Source organism: Lancefieldella parvula, from assembly GCF_963547875.1.
Taxonomy (GTDB): domain Bacteria; phylum Actinomycetota; class Coriobacteriia; order Coriobacteriales; family Atopobiaceae; genus Lancefieldella; species Lancefieldella parvula_D.
In genome coordinates, this window is record NZ_CAUUSI010000012.1 from 21654 (window position 1) to 36446 (window position 14793).

Below are 14793 nucleotides of genomic sequence, written 5' to 3' on the forward strand. Positions count from 1 at the left end.
CTTCCTTTGGCTAATCGTTGCACATAAGTATACTTGTTTGTATGGAAATAACTTTTGCCGAGCTCGGGCTAAACGAGCAAATTCTGGCAGGCGTAGCAACACTTGGGTTTAACGCGCCCACTCCCGTGCAGGCCGCGGCAATTCCCGCTGTCCTAGCGGGCAAGGACGTTGTTGCGTCAGCGCAAACGGGAACGGGTAAAACTGCAGCGTTTATGTTGCCTACGCTGCAGCGCATTGCTGTCGAGCAACCCGGTGGGGCCGAGAAGCCCGACGCCAAGGAGCCCAACGCGACCGCCGGGCGCGGCGCCAAGCACAACGCCAAGCGAGGCGACGCCAAGCGCAACGCCTACCCCCGTGCACTCATCATCACGCCAACGCGAGAGCTGGCTGCTCAAATTGACGACGTTGCTAAAAATGTTTGCGCATCCACCGGTCAGCAGGCCGTCATTGTTACTGGCGGCGCTCGCTACAAGCACCAGATAACCGCGCTGCAAAAAGGTTGCGATGTACTGGTGGCAACACCTGGCCGCTTGATAGATCTTCTCGACAAGAAGCACACAAGCCTGGAGAATATTCAGGTACTGGTGCTCGACGAGGCTGATCGCATGCTTGACATGGGATTTTGGCCAAGCGTTCACCGCATTATGGAGCAGCTGCCCAAGGCGCACCAAACGCTGCTTTTCTCGGCAACGCTCCCCGCGTCAATTACCTCAACCATAGATGCGCTGCTCAAAGATCCTGAGCGCATTGAGATTGCAAGAACTGGACAAACTGCAGCAACAATCGAGCAACATTTGTGTTCAGTCACCCAGGGACAAAAACCACAGCTCCTGAAAGCACTTATTAACTCGTTTGATCCTGCTCCAGAACGCGTTTTGGTGTTCTGTAGGACAAAGTCACGCGTTGACAGTATTTACAAAAACCTTAAAGCCGCAGGTCTCAAGGTTGACGTTATGCATGCGGACCGTCCGCAAAAAGCTCGTGCAAGAGCGCTGGAGCGATTCCGCAGCGGCGCCATTCAGGTTCTTGTTGCAACCGATGTTATGAGTCGCGGCATTGATATCCAGGGCATTGATGCGGTCATTAACTTTGACGTGCCGCTTGATCCTGAGGATTATGTTCACCGCATTGGCCGAACAGGCCGTGCAGGAGCCGCAGGTCAGGCGTTCACTTTTATGGGACCAGATGAGGTCACGCCACTCAGAGAAATTGAGTATTTCACAAAAGCGCTCATTCCTTCATGGGATTTACCTGGCTTTTCTTATGACTCGGGTCGCATTATGCTTCAAGACTCCCGCTCTACCTCCAAGACCACGCGCTCGATGTTCTCGGGTTCAAGGTCAAGGGGTAAGGGATTTGGTTTTGGCGGCAGATATGGCCGACACACGTAATCTATAATCAGATGCAGTCAGCTAATACAGTAAAGGAATAAAACATGGGTCCTTTTAGTAACGTTGGTATAATTTTTGCTCTTGAAGCTGCAGTTTTACACGTGGTCATTTTTTATCTAGAGTCATTTGCCTGGACTTCTGACGGTGCGCTCAAGGCCTTTAACATGACAAAAGAAGAGGCAGAGAACACTGAGAAGATGGCTTTTAACCAGGGATTTTACAATCTCTTTCTTGCCATTGAGGTATTCGTTGGCGTCTTCTTGATGGCCACCAGAAATCCAGCAGGTAAAGCGCTTGTTATCTTTGCTGTATGTTCAATGGCATTTGCTGCAATTCTTCTCTTTGTAACTTCTCCCGACAAACGCTCTGCAGCCATTAAGCAGGCAATATTCCCCATTATGGCTCTCTGCAATTTGATTCTGTAACTTTTTGAACATCGACGCTGGGCACATACAAGCACCCGGCCTTTTGTAAGCACTTCTCGCGAGAAGGACCATCATGAAGCAACTCCGCCCATATCCACAGGTTATTGTCACCAAGAAAGCAGCTCGTGCGCTTGCGGGCGGACATCCTTGGGTCTTTGAGGGCGAGGTCATCCGTGTAGAGCCATCTCCAGAAAGTGGCGAGAGTGCTCAAAATGGTTGCATTGTTGATGTCTTTGAAGAGAACGGCACCTACCAGGGAACCGGTCTTCTGTCAGAAATGAGCAAGATTCGCGTCAGAATTGTGACAAGAAACGCCAACGATAGGCTTAACGAAGCGTTTTGGAGTCGTAAGATTAGCTGGGCGTGGGAGCACCGTAAGACCACTATGGGAAACCGCGCTCTACCTGGGACTGAGCCCGATACCAATTGTTGCCGTGTCATCTTCTCTGAGGCTGATGGCTTTCCTGGCTTAATCGTTGACCGCTACGAGAACGTGCTTGTTGCGCAGGTAGGAACCGTAGGCATGGAGCGTCTGCGCAACGTTATCTATCCGCTGCTGCTTGAGGTTTTGTCTACAGATGGCCAGGTCATTGATGGCATCTACGAAAGAAATGACTCTCCTTCGCGCCTTAAAGAAGGGCTTCCACAATATAAGGGCTGGTGGACAGGTGCTTCTCCTGACGAGAATGGCTTACTTGCAGAAAGCTCCCTTACTCTGCCTTCAACCCATGTTCTTGCAACTGAAAACGGACTTAAATTCAATCTTGACCTTGAAAACAGCCAGAAAACCGGCTTTTTCTTAGATCAAAAATATAACCGCCGAGCAGTTCGCCAGCTTGCACAAGGCCGTCGTGTAATGGATTGCTTCTGTCACGTTGGTCCGTTTGGCCTTAACGCTGCAGCAGGAGGGGCAGATTTTGTCCGCTGCGTAGACGTCAGCCAAACAGCCATTGACCTTGCTCGCCAAAATGCGGAGCTCAACGGCTTGGCAGACAACATGGACTTTACCTGTGCAAACGTCCTTGAATACCTGCCAGAACTGGCTGGTGACCGAGGTCAGCTCAAGGCAGAGGGAGGTCCGTTTGATCTCATCATTCTGGATCCGCCTGCATTTACCAAGACGCGCGACAAGGTTCGCAGCGCCATGCGCGGCTATAAGGAAATCAACGCTGCAGCCATGAAGCTGCTACCTCGAGGCGGCTACCTGGCAACCTGTTCCTGCTCTCACTTCATGACCAGAGATCTTCTCGCTCAGGCAATTGCCGAGGCAGCTCACCACACCAACGTACAGCTCAAGCAAATTGAAGAGCGCCAGCAAGCTCCTGACCACCCAATTCTTTGGGGTGTTCCCGAGAGCCATTACCTTGATTTCTTTATTTTCCAGGTGATCTAAAACTACAATTCCATTCTCCAAAGAACACTTTATGAAATTTATTACATATTGTGATATAATACTCTTATAAAATATTTTATGAATTTATAAGAGTGTTTACGGCATACTTTGGAGGCTCTTATGGCTGAGACGGATGTCAGTGATTCATCTGAACAAGTAACCTCAAGCAAATACCAACCCCGATTAACCTACGGGCTATTAGCTTTTATTGGTGGCTTTACCGGACTTCATACATTTTATAGAACAGGTAAAATCTCGTCCTTCAGGACTGTATTATCTGGGTGTTTCCTCTATTTTCTTGTCTCTTACAACTATTGGTATCTCTATGCTGTTCTCGTGCTTATAAATTCTTTTATTACGCTCTCTATCGTCTTTGATAAAAATGTAGCTATTCAAAATATCCAAGGACACGCATCTCAGTCCCAGGCAGCTGACGATAATGACAAATTAATCTTAATCGCAATCTCTGTATTTGCATTATTCCTGTTAGTAAGCGCGTCTTTATCTCTTGTATTCAGCATCTCAATGGCTATAAAGCTCATTCTTGTAGTGGCTTTTATTGGTCTTGGGGCTTTGCTGATAGCTGCTAGCGGAATCAAGATTTCTTTTAAATAATTCCTCTAAACTTCTCAATTTTCCAAACTTTTGGTTTTGCGACGCTCTTTAAAGAACGCTTTGAGCTGTGCAGATGCCTCGTCTGCTAATACTCCGCCTGAGACAGCAAACTCGTGATTAAGTCTTGGGTCACTACTCACGTCAAACAACGTACCCGTTGCACCCCCCTTTGGGTCAAACGCGCCAAACACGCAGCGATCAATACGAGCATTGACCATCAATCCTGCACACATCAAGCATGGTTCCAGCGTTACGTAGACCGTACAACCCGAAAGCCTCCAGCGGCCAAGCTTTTTTGAGGCCTCTTGCATGGCGAGAAACTCAGCGTGCGCAGAAGGATCGTTATCAATCTCACGACGATTATGTGCAACGGCAATAACCTCTCCCTCGCACACTACAACTGCTCCGATAGGCACTTCTCCTATCTGTGCTGCAAGCTCTGCCTGCTCAAGAGCGAGTTTCATATTCTTCTGATCAAGAGCAGCTTGTGGGGTCAAAGGCTCTTGTGCTTCGTCACTCATAGCTGCTCCTCACTTGTCCGATTGCTGCTGCTAATCTGTCGCAGTTCTGTCTCGGTTCTGTCGCAAATCTGCCGCAGTTTTGACGCGAATCTGTCCCAAACCTGACGCGATTCTGTCCCGAACCTGACGCTTATTTGTCTTCGCTCAATTATGAAGCAAAACCGAACTTACCAAATCCCCTACTCGCAAAAAACTGAATTATGAGGTAGGATATTACCGCTTTGGAGAGGTGGCAGAGTGGTTGAATGCGGCGGTCTTGAAAACCGTTGAGCGGTGTCCCCGTTCCGAGGGTTCGAATCCCTCCCTCTCCGCCATTTTTGGCGGCCTTCAACTCCACGTTTTGTTTTCATGTATTTTTAGTTTTGCTACGGCGTTTTTTCCAGAACTTCCATTCCATCTCACGTCATTTCTAGCTCAACGTTCTTCTCGCCAGTGTGTGGGCGAGCATTCCATTTACCAAAAGACTCGTTAGCAAGTTAAAAGCTTTAATTAAAAACGCCTTAGATTTTTACTTTTGGGTATAATTAACCTGTCCAAATGGATGGCTGACACAGGATTGTCAGTGATTGAAAGGATTTAGCATGATTATTGCCGCAGTTGTAGTTATTGTCCTTCTGGTTTTCTGGGCCATTAGCATTCACAACAGCATCATTCGCGCAAGCAACAGGTGCGATAACGCTTGGGCAGCTATCGATACGCAGCTTCAGCGTCGTAACGATCTGATCCCTAACCTGGTCAACACCGTTAAGGGTTACGCAGCTCACGAGTCTAAGACTTTTGAGGCAGTTACTTCTGCTCGCGCTGCAGTCGCAAATGCACGCACTCCTGAAGAGAAGATGCAGGCTTCCGGCACTCTTTCCAATGCTCTGACCAACCTGTTTGCTGTTGTTGAGAACTACCCAGAGCTCAAGGCAAACCAGAACTTCCTGGAGCTCCAGGCAGAGCTTACTGACACCGAGAACCGCCTCAGCTACGCTCGCTTGAGCTACAACGATGTTGTCATGAACTACAACAACATCATCGCTGTTTTCCCAAACAACCTTCTTGCTGGTGGACGTTCCCCACGTACAAGCTTCCAGGTTACCGACGAGTCCGCTCGTCAGGCACCAAACGTACAGTTCTAAGAGCTGTTTCGTTTATCCTTTGTACCAGTACAGCCCGGTATCTGCGTTCCGCAGGTACCGGGCTTTTTTGTGCGCCGTGAAGCTTTGCGGATCGGGCTGGTCATGCGCTGGCCGCACGCTAGCCGTGCGCTGGCCGTGCGTTGACCGCACGACGGTCGCACCTCGACTGCAGGTAAATCCGAGCAGCTAGATTATGTGAAGAGTCTTTACAGCCTCGCGAGAAAATCGTTAAAATAGTTACATCTGTGAATTGTCCTCGCAAGCACAATTCACGTTCTATTGGATGAAGAGAAAGGTCAGCATGAAACCTCGACCTCACAGTCGCTGACCTCTTGCGGTGTGCCGATTTGCACCGTGAGGGGTGAAATCGCAATGCAGTCCCCGTGGCAATTACGCGGAGTTTCTCGCCAAAGCCACGCTTTAGTCTTCGGACGCATGTAAGGAGCACACATGATTTATCTTTCCCAGTTAATGGGTAATCCGGTTCTAGATTCAGAAGGCGAGAAGATCGGTTCTGTCTCTGACCTTGGAATTGCCACCGGAGAAGTTTTTCCTCGCATCACTTCCCTTGCTTTTATGGGCCCTGGCCGCACGCCAATGATGATTTCTTGGCGCAAGTATGTTGATACCTACGATGAGGACGTCATCAGGCTCAAGGTACCTTCAACTGAGATTCGCTTCTCGTACCTGCAGCCTAACGAGGTTCTTCTCGCCCGAGATATTCTGAATAAGCAGATTGTTGATACGCGCGGCATTCGCGTTGTCCGCGTAAACGACCTCAAACTTTCCGATACCAGCTCAACGCAGCTTCGCCTTCTAGGCGCAGAGGTTGGCGCACGCGGTCTGCTGCGCAGCCTTTCTCCCCAGCTAGAGCACCTGGTTACCCGCATTGCGCGCGCTATGGGTCACCCCATGCAAGAGCGCATCATTGCATGGAGTTACATGGACCTGGTCGAGCGTGACCTCTCCAACGTTAAGCTCTCCGTCTCCCACAAGACGCTGGACGAGCTGCACCCTGCTGACGTCGCTGACATCATCGAGCGCCTGGACTCTCGCTTGCGTAGCCAGGTGTTTGCCCAGCTTGATGACGAGCAGCGAGCCGGCGCAATGGCAGAGTTCAACGACGACGCTATGGCGGTTGAGCTCATCGGTGGCCTGAACGAAAAAGAAGCATCTCGCATCTTGTCCGAGATGGACCCAGACGACGCAGCCGAGCTTGTCTCCGAGCTGAGCTATGACCGTGCCGAGAAACTCCTGCGCTTGATGGGCGTTAAGGAGCAGCGCGCTATTAGGCAGCTACTGGGATACCGTGAGTACACCGCCGGCCGTATTATGACGTCTGAGGCGCTTTCTATTCCTGAGGACCAGACCGTTGCGTACGCCATTGATCGCCTGCGTAACCTGGACGAGGACTTTGAGACCGTCCGCTACCTTTACCTTACTGACGAGGATGGCCGCCTGTCCGGAATTGTTACCTTGAACCGCCTGATTGTCTCCGAGCCAGAAACTCGTCTGGAGGAGATTGCCAATAAGAACCTGGTCACAGCCTCGCCGGAGGACGACCAGGAGGACGTTGCTCGCAACATTGCAAAGTACAACCTGCTGGCCATGCCTGTTGTTTCTGACGACAACCGCCTGCTGGGTATTGTCACCGTCGACGACGCTCTTGACGTTCTTGAAGAGGAGCACGCCGAGGACCTGCAGATCGTTGGTGGCGGCAGGAGCGATTCCGATTCTGGCGACCGCGGCCGCAACATTATTTGGTTCCTCCACCGCAACCTCTGGCTTTTGTTCTGGGTTGCCTCCGTTGTGATTGCTGCCTTTGTGGGAACAGCTGCAACATCTAATCCAACCATGGGTATTTTCGCAGCTCTTTGCACTATTACCATGCCAATCTCGCTGAACTTAAGCGAGAATACCGTCAACTACGTGACAAACTTCTTCCTCACAGACGATCCTGGCAGCGAGAAGTCTCCTTCTATCTTAGGCTTTGCCTTCCGCTCGCTTCTACTGGGTCTTCTGGTCAGCGGACTCATTTGCATCCTTGGTGCCGCAGCTCACGCCCTGCTAGAAGCTCTATTCCACCCCTACGACCCAAATGCAGGCGCATTCTACGCCGCGCTCTTTGACCAGACCATTATTCAGATCTTTGGCGCAGCAGCTGGCTCTACCCTTATTTCCTTCCTGCTGACCCCAATTTTCTTGGCTGTTCTTCGCCATCGTGACGAGAAAAACCAGGAAACCTCAGGTCTCACGCTTACCCTGATTTCTATGAGCCTTTCGGTGGTGACATTCTTCGTCCTCTCTTACGCTCTCTCGCTTGTGAGCGTGATGTAAATGGCGCAGGAAAACGCACACGTAAAGGACGCGGTTGCAGAGCAGGGCGTGGTTGTAGAGCAGGACGCTGATGGCCAGGACGCCGTCGGCCAGCTTTCTGCGGGCGACGGAATCGTTGTCGAGCAGGGCAAACGCACATCTAAAGAGAAGGCTCCGGTCAACAAAAACAGCCTCAAGTACATCTTGATGGCAATGGGTCCCGGTCTTCTCGCCGCATTTGCTGGTAACGACGCTGGTGGCATTGCAACCTACTCCAGCGCGGGCGCTACCTTTGGCTACTCGCAGCTGTGGACCGTACCACTCATGTGCTTCTTGCTGATTGTGGTTCAAGAAACCGCAGCTCGAATGGGCTGCGTCACCGGTAAAGGTATTGCATCACTGGTGCGCGAGCGCTTTGGCATCCGCCTGTCCACGCTGGCAATGGGCGCACTGCTGCTCTCCAATATTGCTGTTACCTTTTCCGAATTCGCAGGTATTGCCTCTAGTATGGAGCTCTTTGGCATCCCTACGTACGTCTCGGTGCCTATCAGCGCGCTAATGGTGTGGCTCTTGACCGTTGGCGGATCATACCGTCGCATCGAGAAAATTCTGCTGGCAATTAGCTGTATTTTTGTCACGTACGTGGTAGCTGGCGTGCTTGCTCAGCCTGACTGGGGAGAAGCCCTGCGCGTCACCATCATTCCACAGCCCTCCGCCGAACCGTCATACATTTCTCTGTTGGTTGCAAATATTGGTACTACCATCAGTCCGTACATGATCTTCCTGGTTGCATCAAATGTTGTCGAGAAGAACCTTGATACCAGCGACATTCCTGCACAGCGTGCAGACAATGTTGCCGGCGCAATCCTGGCCGAGGTCATTACCTGGTTCATTATGCTGACCACCGGCGCTGTCCTCTTCCCTCGCGGAATCTCTGTTGACTCTGCTGCCGACGCTGCTCGCGCGCTTGAGCCACTTGCAGGTCAGTACGCTAGTACCCTCTTTGCACTGGGCATGGTTGGCGCGTCCTTCCTTGCAGCGTGCGTCCTGCCAGGCATTACCGCAAGCGCTATCTGCGAGGCATTTGGCTGGGAGCGCGGAGCCGACCGTAGCTGGCAGGAAGCCCCCGTCTACCATGGCATTATTACAACCGTCCTGGTCATTTCTGCGCTGGTTGTTCTGATCCCAGGCATGAGCCTCTTTGGCATTATGATGGCCGCACAGGTCATCAATGGTATTCTGCTGCCAATTCTGCTTGTCTTTATGGTTATCATTGCGGCCGACAAACACATCATGGGCAAGTACGCCAACGGTCGCATCTGGAACGCGCTGACTTGGTTTACCATCGTCACCGTCATCATCCTGACCATTGTGATGTTCATCCTGCAGGCCATGGGCTTGTAAGCAAACATCACGCAACTGCAACACAAAAAGGGCGAGAAGATCGATCTTCTCGCCCTTTGTTTTATGTGTTTATCTGCGGCTTATTACTTGCTTGCCTTGTCAAACTCGTCCTTGAAGTCAGAGAACATCTTGCCCATGCGGCCAAGTTGCATACCAAAACCCTTAGCTGCCTTGTTAGCGGTGGCCTGCGTAGATGATTTGCTTGCAGGCTTAGCAGCTGTGCTCTTGTCAGCGGCTTTGTCCGAAGCGGCCTTTTCTGCAGCGGCGACCTGCTCCTCCGCAGATGGCTTCTCGAGACGAACATCCTCTGCAGCAACGGGAGCTGGGCGCTCGGAATCGTCTTCTGCGTCAGGCTCGGTAGCATCTTCGATGGCACGCTTTGCCTTGGCCAGCGTCTTACCCAGGGCAAACGCGCCCTTCTCGGTGGCCTCTGCAACGGCCTTTCCGGCTTTAGCTGTAGCCTCAGAAGCCTTAGCAGCGGCTGCCGCGTAACCCTCGCCCGCCTTTGCAGCCAGGCCACCAGTGAGCTGGGCATCTGCCGCTTCATCGGAGAGGACCATTGCGCCGTTGGAGTAGCCCAGCAACCACTCAGGCTTGATGGCAAACGAACCTACCAGAGCTTCCGATCCGGCGCCGTCACCCACAAGAAATGCCAAGACCACACCAGTGACCTGGTCAAACTCTGCACCGCTCACGTAGCCCAGACTTTTTCCACTCTTAGTGCGAGCCTCCATACCGTGCCATAGAATGCAGGTATCAAAATCCAAGTTCAAGCGCTTGATTGCTGCTTTATCGACGTTATTCTCGGGATCTTTTACGCAAAGCCCCTGCTCGATGGTCTCCAGAGACTCCAGCGTGACAAACGCGTCATCCTGCTTAATCATGCCAGCAATGTCGGGCTTCTGAACCATCACGCCCACTACCTGCGAAGGCTGGCCCTGTTTGAATGGCGTAAAAACGACGTTGTGGATTCTTCCTAACTTGGAAAAACGCTCTTCTCCCGCATGCTTGCCCTTTGTAGCAGGCTTTTTGGGGAGAAGGACCTTTGCGCCTAGGAGCTCGGTTGTTTTCACGTGAAACCTCTCTATAAAAAACGGGACGTCATAAGGCGTCCCGTCACATTGCTTGTAAGTGAGGCTTATGCCTCCTGATAGCCCTCGCCAGCGTTCTCCTGCTCGTGGGACTCAACGTTCTCGATGCGAACAGCCTGAGCCTCAGCGGTTGTGGCGGTTGGCTCTGGAACAACAAAGGAGTCTGCAACAACATCAGCAGCGTCTGCGACAGTGTTAGAAGCAGAGGTCACAGCGTCAGAAAGTGACTCACGGAGCTGATCCATGCGCTCGCGAGCAAGATCAACCTTTGCGCGGAGCTCGTCGGTCTTTGCGTCAACAGTAGGCTTGACCTCGTCAATCTTAGTGCTCACAACCTTAGATGTGCGCTCATAAGAATCAAGTGCGGAATCCCATGCGTCATTGACAGCATCTGCAGCCAAAGCGCGAGTCTCCTCGCCGGAACGTGGAGCCAGGAAAAGACCAGCTACAGCGCCAGCAGCAGCACCAAAAATAGCGCCTAGAAAGAAACCAGCAGACTTCTTGCTCATAAGTACCTCCTGTTAAACAGCAAAACGCTGTACGTAATCATACCGCAATAAGGGCGTTTATCGAACGGGCTTTGGACGAGGAACGTTAATCATGTTCCAGTCGTCTGGGACGTCAGTGACCTCAGAGTCATCGGTTGCGTCCTCGGCGGCTGTTGCCTCGGCAAGCTCAGTTGCGATGGCCTCGTCGGCGACGTCGGCAGCGGGCTCAGTGGCGGGCTCGGCAGCGGCGGGATCGGCGTCAGCAGCGGGCGCGACGGCGTCCTCGTCGGCTGCGTCAGCAGCGTCGATGCCTGCGACCTCGGCGTTGTTCTCCTCAGCGTCTGCAACCTCGGCCTCAACTGCATCAGCAGCAGCTGCATCAGCAACGTCCTCGGAGGAGTTGTCGGCAGCGTAATCCTCTGCGTCTACGCTCTCTGCCTGGGGCGCAGCGTCCGCCTCAGGTTCTGCAGAGTCTGCAGGCTCATCGGTCTTCTCGCCGTCAAGGCTCTGGATGAGCGCAACAAGGCCGGAAACGATTGCGTTGATGTCTGGATCGGCCTCGTCCTGGTTACCATATGCCCAGTTGAGAAGCCACACGGCACTGGAAAGCGAGGCTGCAACCAGCACGTCGTCTGGACATGCGAGGATGATCTCGTAAAGGCCGCGACGGGAATCTACCAGGGAAGTCTTGCCGGACGAAACGTCTCCTGCAAGGTTGGTCAGGGCCAGGAGCTCCACGGTTACGTGCTCAAGCAGGTGCGCTACCTCGGTGTCGTTGGCAACAAGTCCAAAGCGAGCATCAGCGTCGCCCAAGCACAGGTGATCGGAAAGACCTGGCAAAAGCTCAAGCACGCGCTCAGTTGCCTCAGCATTTTCCGAGGTCAAACGTGGCGCTTTAGCCGAAAACTCAACGGTAGCGGTCAAGTTTTTAGGTCCTACCACAACTTTTTTGATAGAAATCAACTGCGCCATTTCAACCTCTTTCTATTGGTTCACTCTATTGTAATCATTCTTTTAGTTATTCATTTTCTGATGTGTCAGAGTTTTCGCTGGCTGGCTCAGATTCACCGTCTACCTGTGGTTCTGGTGCAATTACACGCAACAAAGATAGTCGGCGACGACGCATCGACTGCACGCGAAACACATAGCCATCCTTCTCAAAAACCTCACCTGGACGAGGCAGATGATTTGCCAAATCCAGCACAAAGCCCGCGATAGTCTCGTACTCCTCAGATTCCCCAACCGGCCATCCAAGTTCAGCTGCATCATTGAGCGAGAAACGACCATCTACCAGCCACTCTCTATCAGAGAGCTGCGTCAGGTACTTGTTGTCCGGATCAAACTCATCCTCAATCTCGCCAACAATCTCCTCGACGATGTCCTCAACGGTGATGACACCAGCGGTTCCACCGTACTCGTCAACAACGATGACCATCTGGTCGCGGCTTGTCTGCATCTCAGTAAGCAGCGGAATGATGTCTTTGGTATCGGGCACGTAGTCAGCAGAACGTACGAAGCGCGCGATCTTCTCGTCACTATCGTGCTGGTCAAGCGCCGGCTCCAGCAAATCTTTGATGTGAGCGATGCCCACGATGCGATCGATATTCTCGTGGTAGATAGGGATGCGGGAGAAACCTGTTTGGCGCATGACGCGCAGGACCTCGGCGATAGTTGCGGTGTCTTCCATGGCGGTCATGTCAACGCGCGGGACCATTACCTCGCGGACAACGGTGTCGCCCATCTCGATGACCTCGTGGATCATGGATTTTTCTTCTTCAGAGAGGTCCTCGGAATCCTTGACGATGTAGCGAAGTTCTTCCTCGGTGACCTCTTGATGATCGTTGGTGGTGTCAATGCCTATCAGCGTGGTAACCGCATCTGCCGAGGCAGACGTGATGAACACGAGCGGACGCACAATCTGCATGAACGCCTTCATAGGGCCGACGACTGCTTTGGCCACTGCCTCGGAGTTTGCTAGGCCAATGCTCTTTGGAACCAGTTCGCCGATGACCACGGAAAAGAACGAAACAATCAGCGTAATAGCCACGACGGCCAAAGGAAGCGCCAGGTCAGCGTGGACTCCGATACTGACCAGCCAAGCGCCGAATGGCTCGGAAAGGCTTGTCGCAGCAAATGCCGAGGAAGCAAAACCTACCAGGGTAATTGCAACCTGGATTGTTGCAAGAAAATATCCTCGATCAGTGGCAATGTCAATGACAGCCAAGGCTCTTGGATCGCCCTCGTCTACGTCCGCCTCAAGTGCCGCGCGACGAGAGCTGACAATAGCCATCTCAGCCGCAGAAAAGAAGCCGTTTACCAGGGTAAGCAGCAGAGTTATTCCAATACTTAACGCAATGTCCATCGAATGTATGGGCACCTACCTCTTCGAAGTTACTTTTTTGTACAGACCATTGTACTCTAACGCGCTCTACCTTGTGGTCTGCAGGAATTTGACACAGTCTCGCCATGAAACGTCAGGCGCGAGACGCGATGGCGCGGACGTCTCCGCGAGATGATGGCGTCAACTAAGCACGAGTTACACGGCGCGGATGACGGAAACGCAGCGTGATGACGCCAACTATACGAGCAGCACGCTTTTCCCGCGACGCGAATCGCTTTTCTGCGGTTCAAACCGCAATTTTAATGTCATGCTTCTCTATTTTTCTGCGTTAATTCTGACTAACAAGCAGTTCTCAATATTTGATGCAGAATTTTGAATAACTTGCTCGATTAATTCATTGCCATGAATACGTAACTTTCACGCCTAAAATTATGTGCCGAAAAAGGTAAAAAACCCGTTTAGTTGGAAATGAAAACTTAAAATTAACCAATTTATCTCCAACTTAGACGATTTTTTACCGCCTTAAAAACTTTTATCTGGGCAAACGCTATATACAGAAACTTGTATTTTCCAACTAAACGGATTTTTTACCACTTCGAGGTCATTCCGGGGTCACTTCGGGGTCATTTGCATCATTCTTACCCGCTTAACTCCCCCTCTACAGCAAAAGACCCCCACATTCATGCTGAATGTGGGGGTCTTGCTCAATATACCGCTAGATTAGAGCTGCTTGCCAGCCTCGATCAGGTCCTTGACCTGCGCACGAACGGCGTCCAGGTCCTCGTCGGAAGGAAGCCAACCGATAGCGTGAACAGGCAGTGGCATGGTGAACTCTGCTGCCTCAAGCTCGGCCTGAACCATCTTTGGTCCAAGTGGAGCCCAACCGTAAGAACCAAACGCAAAGCCAATACGGTGGTCATTCTTTGGAGAAAGACCGCTCATATAGGTCAGGAAGGAAGAAACGGTAGGCAGGAACTTAGAGTTCAGCGTAGGCGAACCAACGCAGACATACTTGGAATCCAAGAAGTGATACATGACGTTGGAGATATGAGTCTCCTTGAGGTCGATGAGCTGGGCAGGAATGCCTTCAGCCAGAAAACCGTCCAGAAGAGCGTGAGCCATCTTGTCGGTTGAGCCCCACATGGAGTCGTACACAACCAGGGCTTTCTCCTCAAGCTTGCCGGTAGTCCACTCCTCGTACTTGGAGATGATGTCGGCAATGTGGGAGCGCCATGCAACGCCGTGAGCTGGGGCGATAATATCGATGTTCTCCAGACCAATGCCCTTAACTGCGGTAACAGCAGAGTCAGCCTGACGACCGTAAGGGAGAACGATGTTTGCGTAGTACTTGCGAGCCTGCTTCATAACCTCGCAGTAGTCGGACTCGTCTTCAAAGCGAGTGGTTGAAGCGTAGTGCTGACCAAATGCATCGTTGGAGAAGAGAATCTTATCGTAGTCGGAATACGTGACCATGTTGTCTGGCCAGTGGACCATTGGGGTCTGCACAAAGGTCAGGGTGCGCTTACCAATGTTGAGCGTATCGCCCGTCTTTACGCCGTTGACGTTGATATTCTCGCCATAAAAAGCCTTAAGCTCCTTGACGCCCTGAGGCGCGCTTGCGTAGACCTCGGCGTTTGGCGCAAGCTCCAGAATGCGAGGAACGCTGCCGGAGTGGTCCATCTCG

At 52.0% G+C, this 14793-nt stretch carries 13 protein-coding genes and 1 tRNA gene; 8 read left to right on the forward strand and 6 right to left on the reverse strand.

The features are described 5' to 3' along the window. Positions 1-41 precede the first annotated feature (41 nt). From RWJ96_RS05300 to RWJ96_RS05315, 4 genes are all read left to right on the forward strand, one after another. Positions 42-1391, forward strand: a complete 1350-nt coding sequence (locus RWJ96_RS05300) for a DEAD/DEAH box helicase (protein ID WP_314019334.1) — start codon at positions 42-44, stop codon at positions 1389-1391. 44 nt (positions 1392-1435) lie between these two features. Next, positions 1436-1816, forward strand: a complete 381-nt coding sequence (locus tag RWJ96_RS05305) for a DUF1304 domain-containing protein (RefSeq protein WP_314019336.1) — start codon at positions 1436-1438, stop codon at positions 1814-1816. A gap of 73 nt (positions 1817-1889) precedes the next feature. Further along, positions 1890-3209, forward strand: coding sequence for a class I SAM-dependent rRNA methyltransferase (locus RWJ96_RS05310; protein WP_314019337.1), 1320 nt, complete (start codon positions 1890-1892; stop codon positions 3207-3209). Between the two features lie 120 nt (positions 3210-3329). Beyond that, positions 3330-3824: a hypothetical protein gene (locus RWJ96_RS05315; protein ID WP_314019338.1), complete on the forward strand. Its 495-nt coding sequence runs from the start codon at positions 3330-3332 to the stop codon at positions 3822-3824. Positions 3825-3838: 14 nt separating this feature from the next. On the opposite strand, the gene tadA is transcribed toward RWJ96_RS05315, so the two are convergent. After that, a complete protein-coding gene (gene tadA, locus RWJ96_RS05320; RefSeq protein ID WP_314019339.1) occupies positions 3839-4345 on the reverse strand; it encodes a tRNA adenosine(34) deaminase TadA in 507 nt (168 codons plus the stop codon). A 223-nt stretch (positions 4346-4568) separates the two neighbouring features. Here tadA and RWJ96_RS05325 point away from each other — a divergent pair. From RWJ96_RS05325 to RWJ96_RS05340, 4 genes are all read left to right on the forward strand, one after another. Beyond that, positions 4569-4659, forward strand: a tRNA-Ser gene (locus tag RWJ96_RS05325). A gap of 267 nt (positions 4660-4926) precedes the next feature. After that, a complete protein-coding gene (locus RWJ96_RS05330; RefSeq protein ID WP_035432988.1) occupies positions 4927-5469 on the forward strand; it encodes a LemA family protein in 543 nt (180 codons plus the stop codon). A gap of 450 nt (positions 5470-5919) precedes the next feature. Continuing rightward, entirely contained in the window at positions 5920-7806 is a 1887-nt protein-coding gene (locus RWJ96_RS05335; RefSeq protein WP_314019340.1) for a magnesium transporter MgtE N-terminal domain-containing protein, read from the forward strand. A gap of 186 nt (positions 7807-7992) precedes the next feature. Continuing rightward, on the forward strand, positions 7993-9189 hold the full coding sequence (locus RWJ96_RS05340; RefSeq protein WP_051485275.1) for an Nramp family divalent metal transporter: 1197 nt from the start codon (positions 7993-7995) through the stop codon (positions 9187-9189). Between the two features lie 83 nt (positions 9190-9272). On the opposite strand, the gene RWJ96_RS05345 is transcribed toward RWJ96_RS05340, so the two are convergent. From RWJ96_RS05345 to RWJ96_RS05365, 5 genes are all read right to left on the reverse strand, one after another. Then, on the reverse strand, positions 9273-10262 hold the full coding sequence (locus RWJ96_RS05345) for a hypothetical protein (protein WP_314019342.1): 990 nt from the start codon (positions 10260-10262) through the stop codon (positions 9273-9275). Between the two features lie 65 nt (positions 10263-10327). Then, positions 10328-10789 carry a YtxH domain-containing protein gene (locus RWJ96_RS05350; protein WP_035437301.1) on the reverse strand — a complete coding sequence of 154 codons (462 nt, stop codon included), beginning with the start codon at positions 10787-10789 and terminating at the stop codon, positions 10328-10330. A gap of 57 nt (positions 10790-10846) precedes the next feature. Continuing rightward, the gene (locus tag RWJ96_RS05355) at positions 10847-11740 is read right to left on the reverse strand and encodes a cyanophycin synthetase family protein (protein WP_314019343.1); all 894 of its coding nucleotides are present in this window, start codon (positions 11738-11740) and stop codon (positions 10847-10849) included. A 46-nt stretch (positions 11741-11786) separates the two neighbouring features. Next, a complete protein-coding gene (locus RWJ96_RS05360; RefSeq protein WP_314019345.1) occupies positions 11787-13130 on the reverse strand; it encodes a hemolysin family protein in 1344 nt (447 codons plus the stop codon). A gap of 699 nt (positions 13131-13829) precedes the next feature. Continuing rightward, the coding region (locus RWJ96_RS05365) for an FprA family A-type flavoprotein (protein WP_314019344.1) at positions 13830-14793 on the reverse strand (964 nt) is incomplete at its 5' end.

What these genes read in the sequence shown, in the direction of transcription:
- RWJ96_RS05300 (WP_314019334.1), top strand. Translation starts at nt 42, where the DNA reads ATGGAAATAACTTTTGCCGAGCTCGGGCTAAACGAGCAAATTCTGGCA.
- RWJ96_RS05305 (WP_314019336.1), top strand. Translation starts at nt 1,436, where the DNA reads ATGGGTCCTTTTAGTAACGTTGGTATAATTTTTGCTCTTGAAGCTGCA.
- RWJ96_RS05310 (WP_314019337.1), top strand. Translation starts at nt 1,890, where the DNA reads ATGAAGCAACTCCGCCCATATCCACAGGTTATTGTCACCAAGAAAGCA.
- RWJ96_RS05315 (WP_314019338.1), top strand. Translation starts at nt 3,330, where the DNA reads ATGGCTGAGACGGATGTCAGTGATTCATCTGAACAAGTAACCTCAAGC.
- tadA (WP_314019339.1), bottom strand. Translation starts at nt 4,345, where the DNA reads ATGAGTGACGAAGCACAAGAGCCTTTGACCCCACAAGCTGCTCTTGAT.
- RWJ96_RS05330 (WP_035432988.1), top strand. Translation starts at nt 4,927, where the DNA reads ATGATTATTGCCGCAGTTGTAGTTATTGTCCTTCTGGTTTTCTGGGCC.
- RWJ96_RS05335 (WP_314019340.1), top strand. Translation starts at nt 5,920, where the DNA reads ATGATTTATCTTTCCCAGTTAATGGGTAATCCGGTTCTAGATTCAGAA.
- RWJ96_RS05340 (WP_051485275.1), top strand. Translation starts at nt 7,993, where the DNA reads ATGGCAATGGGTCCCGGTCTTCTCGCCGCATTTGCTGGTAACGACGCT.
- RWJ96_RS05350 (WP_035437301.1), bottom strand. Translation starts at nt 10,789, where the DNA reads ATGAGCAAGAAGTCTGCTGGTTTCTTTCTAGGCGCTATTTTTGGTGCT.
- RWJ96_RS05355 (WP_314019343.1), bottom strand. Translation starts at nt 11,740, where the DNA reads ATGGCGCAGTTGATTTCTATCAAAAAAGTTGTGGTAGGACCTAAAAAC.
- RWJ96_RS05360 (WP_314019345.1), bottom strand. Translation starts at nt 13,130, where the DNA reads ATGGACATTGCGTTAAGTATTGGAATAACTCTGCTGCTTACCCTGGTA.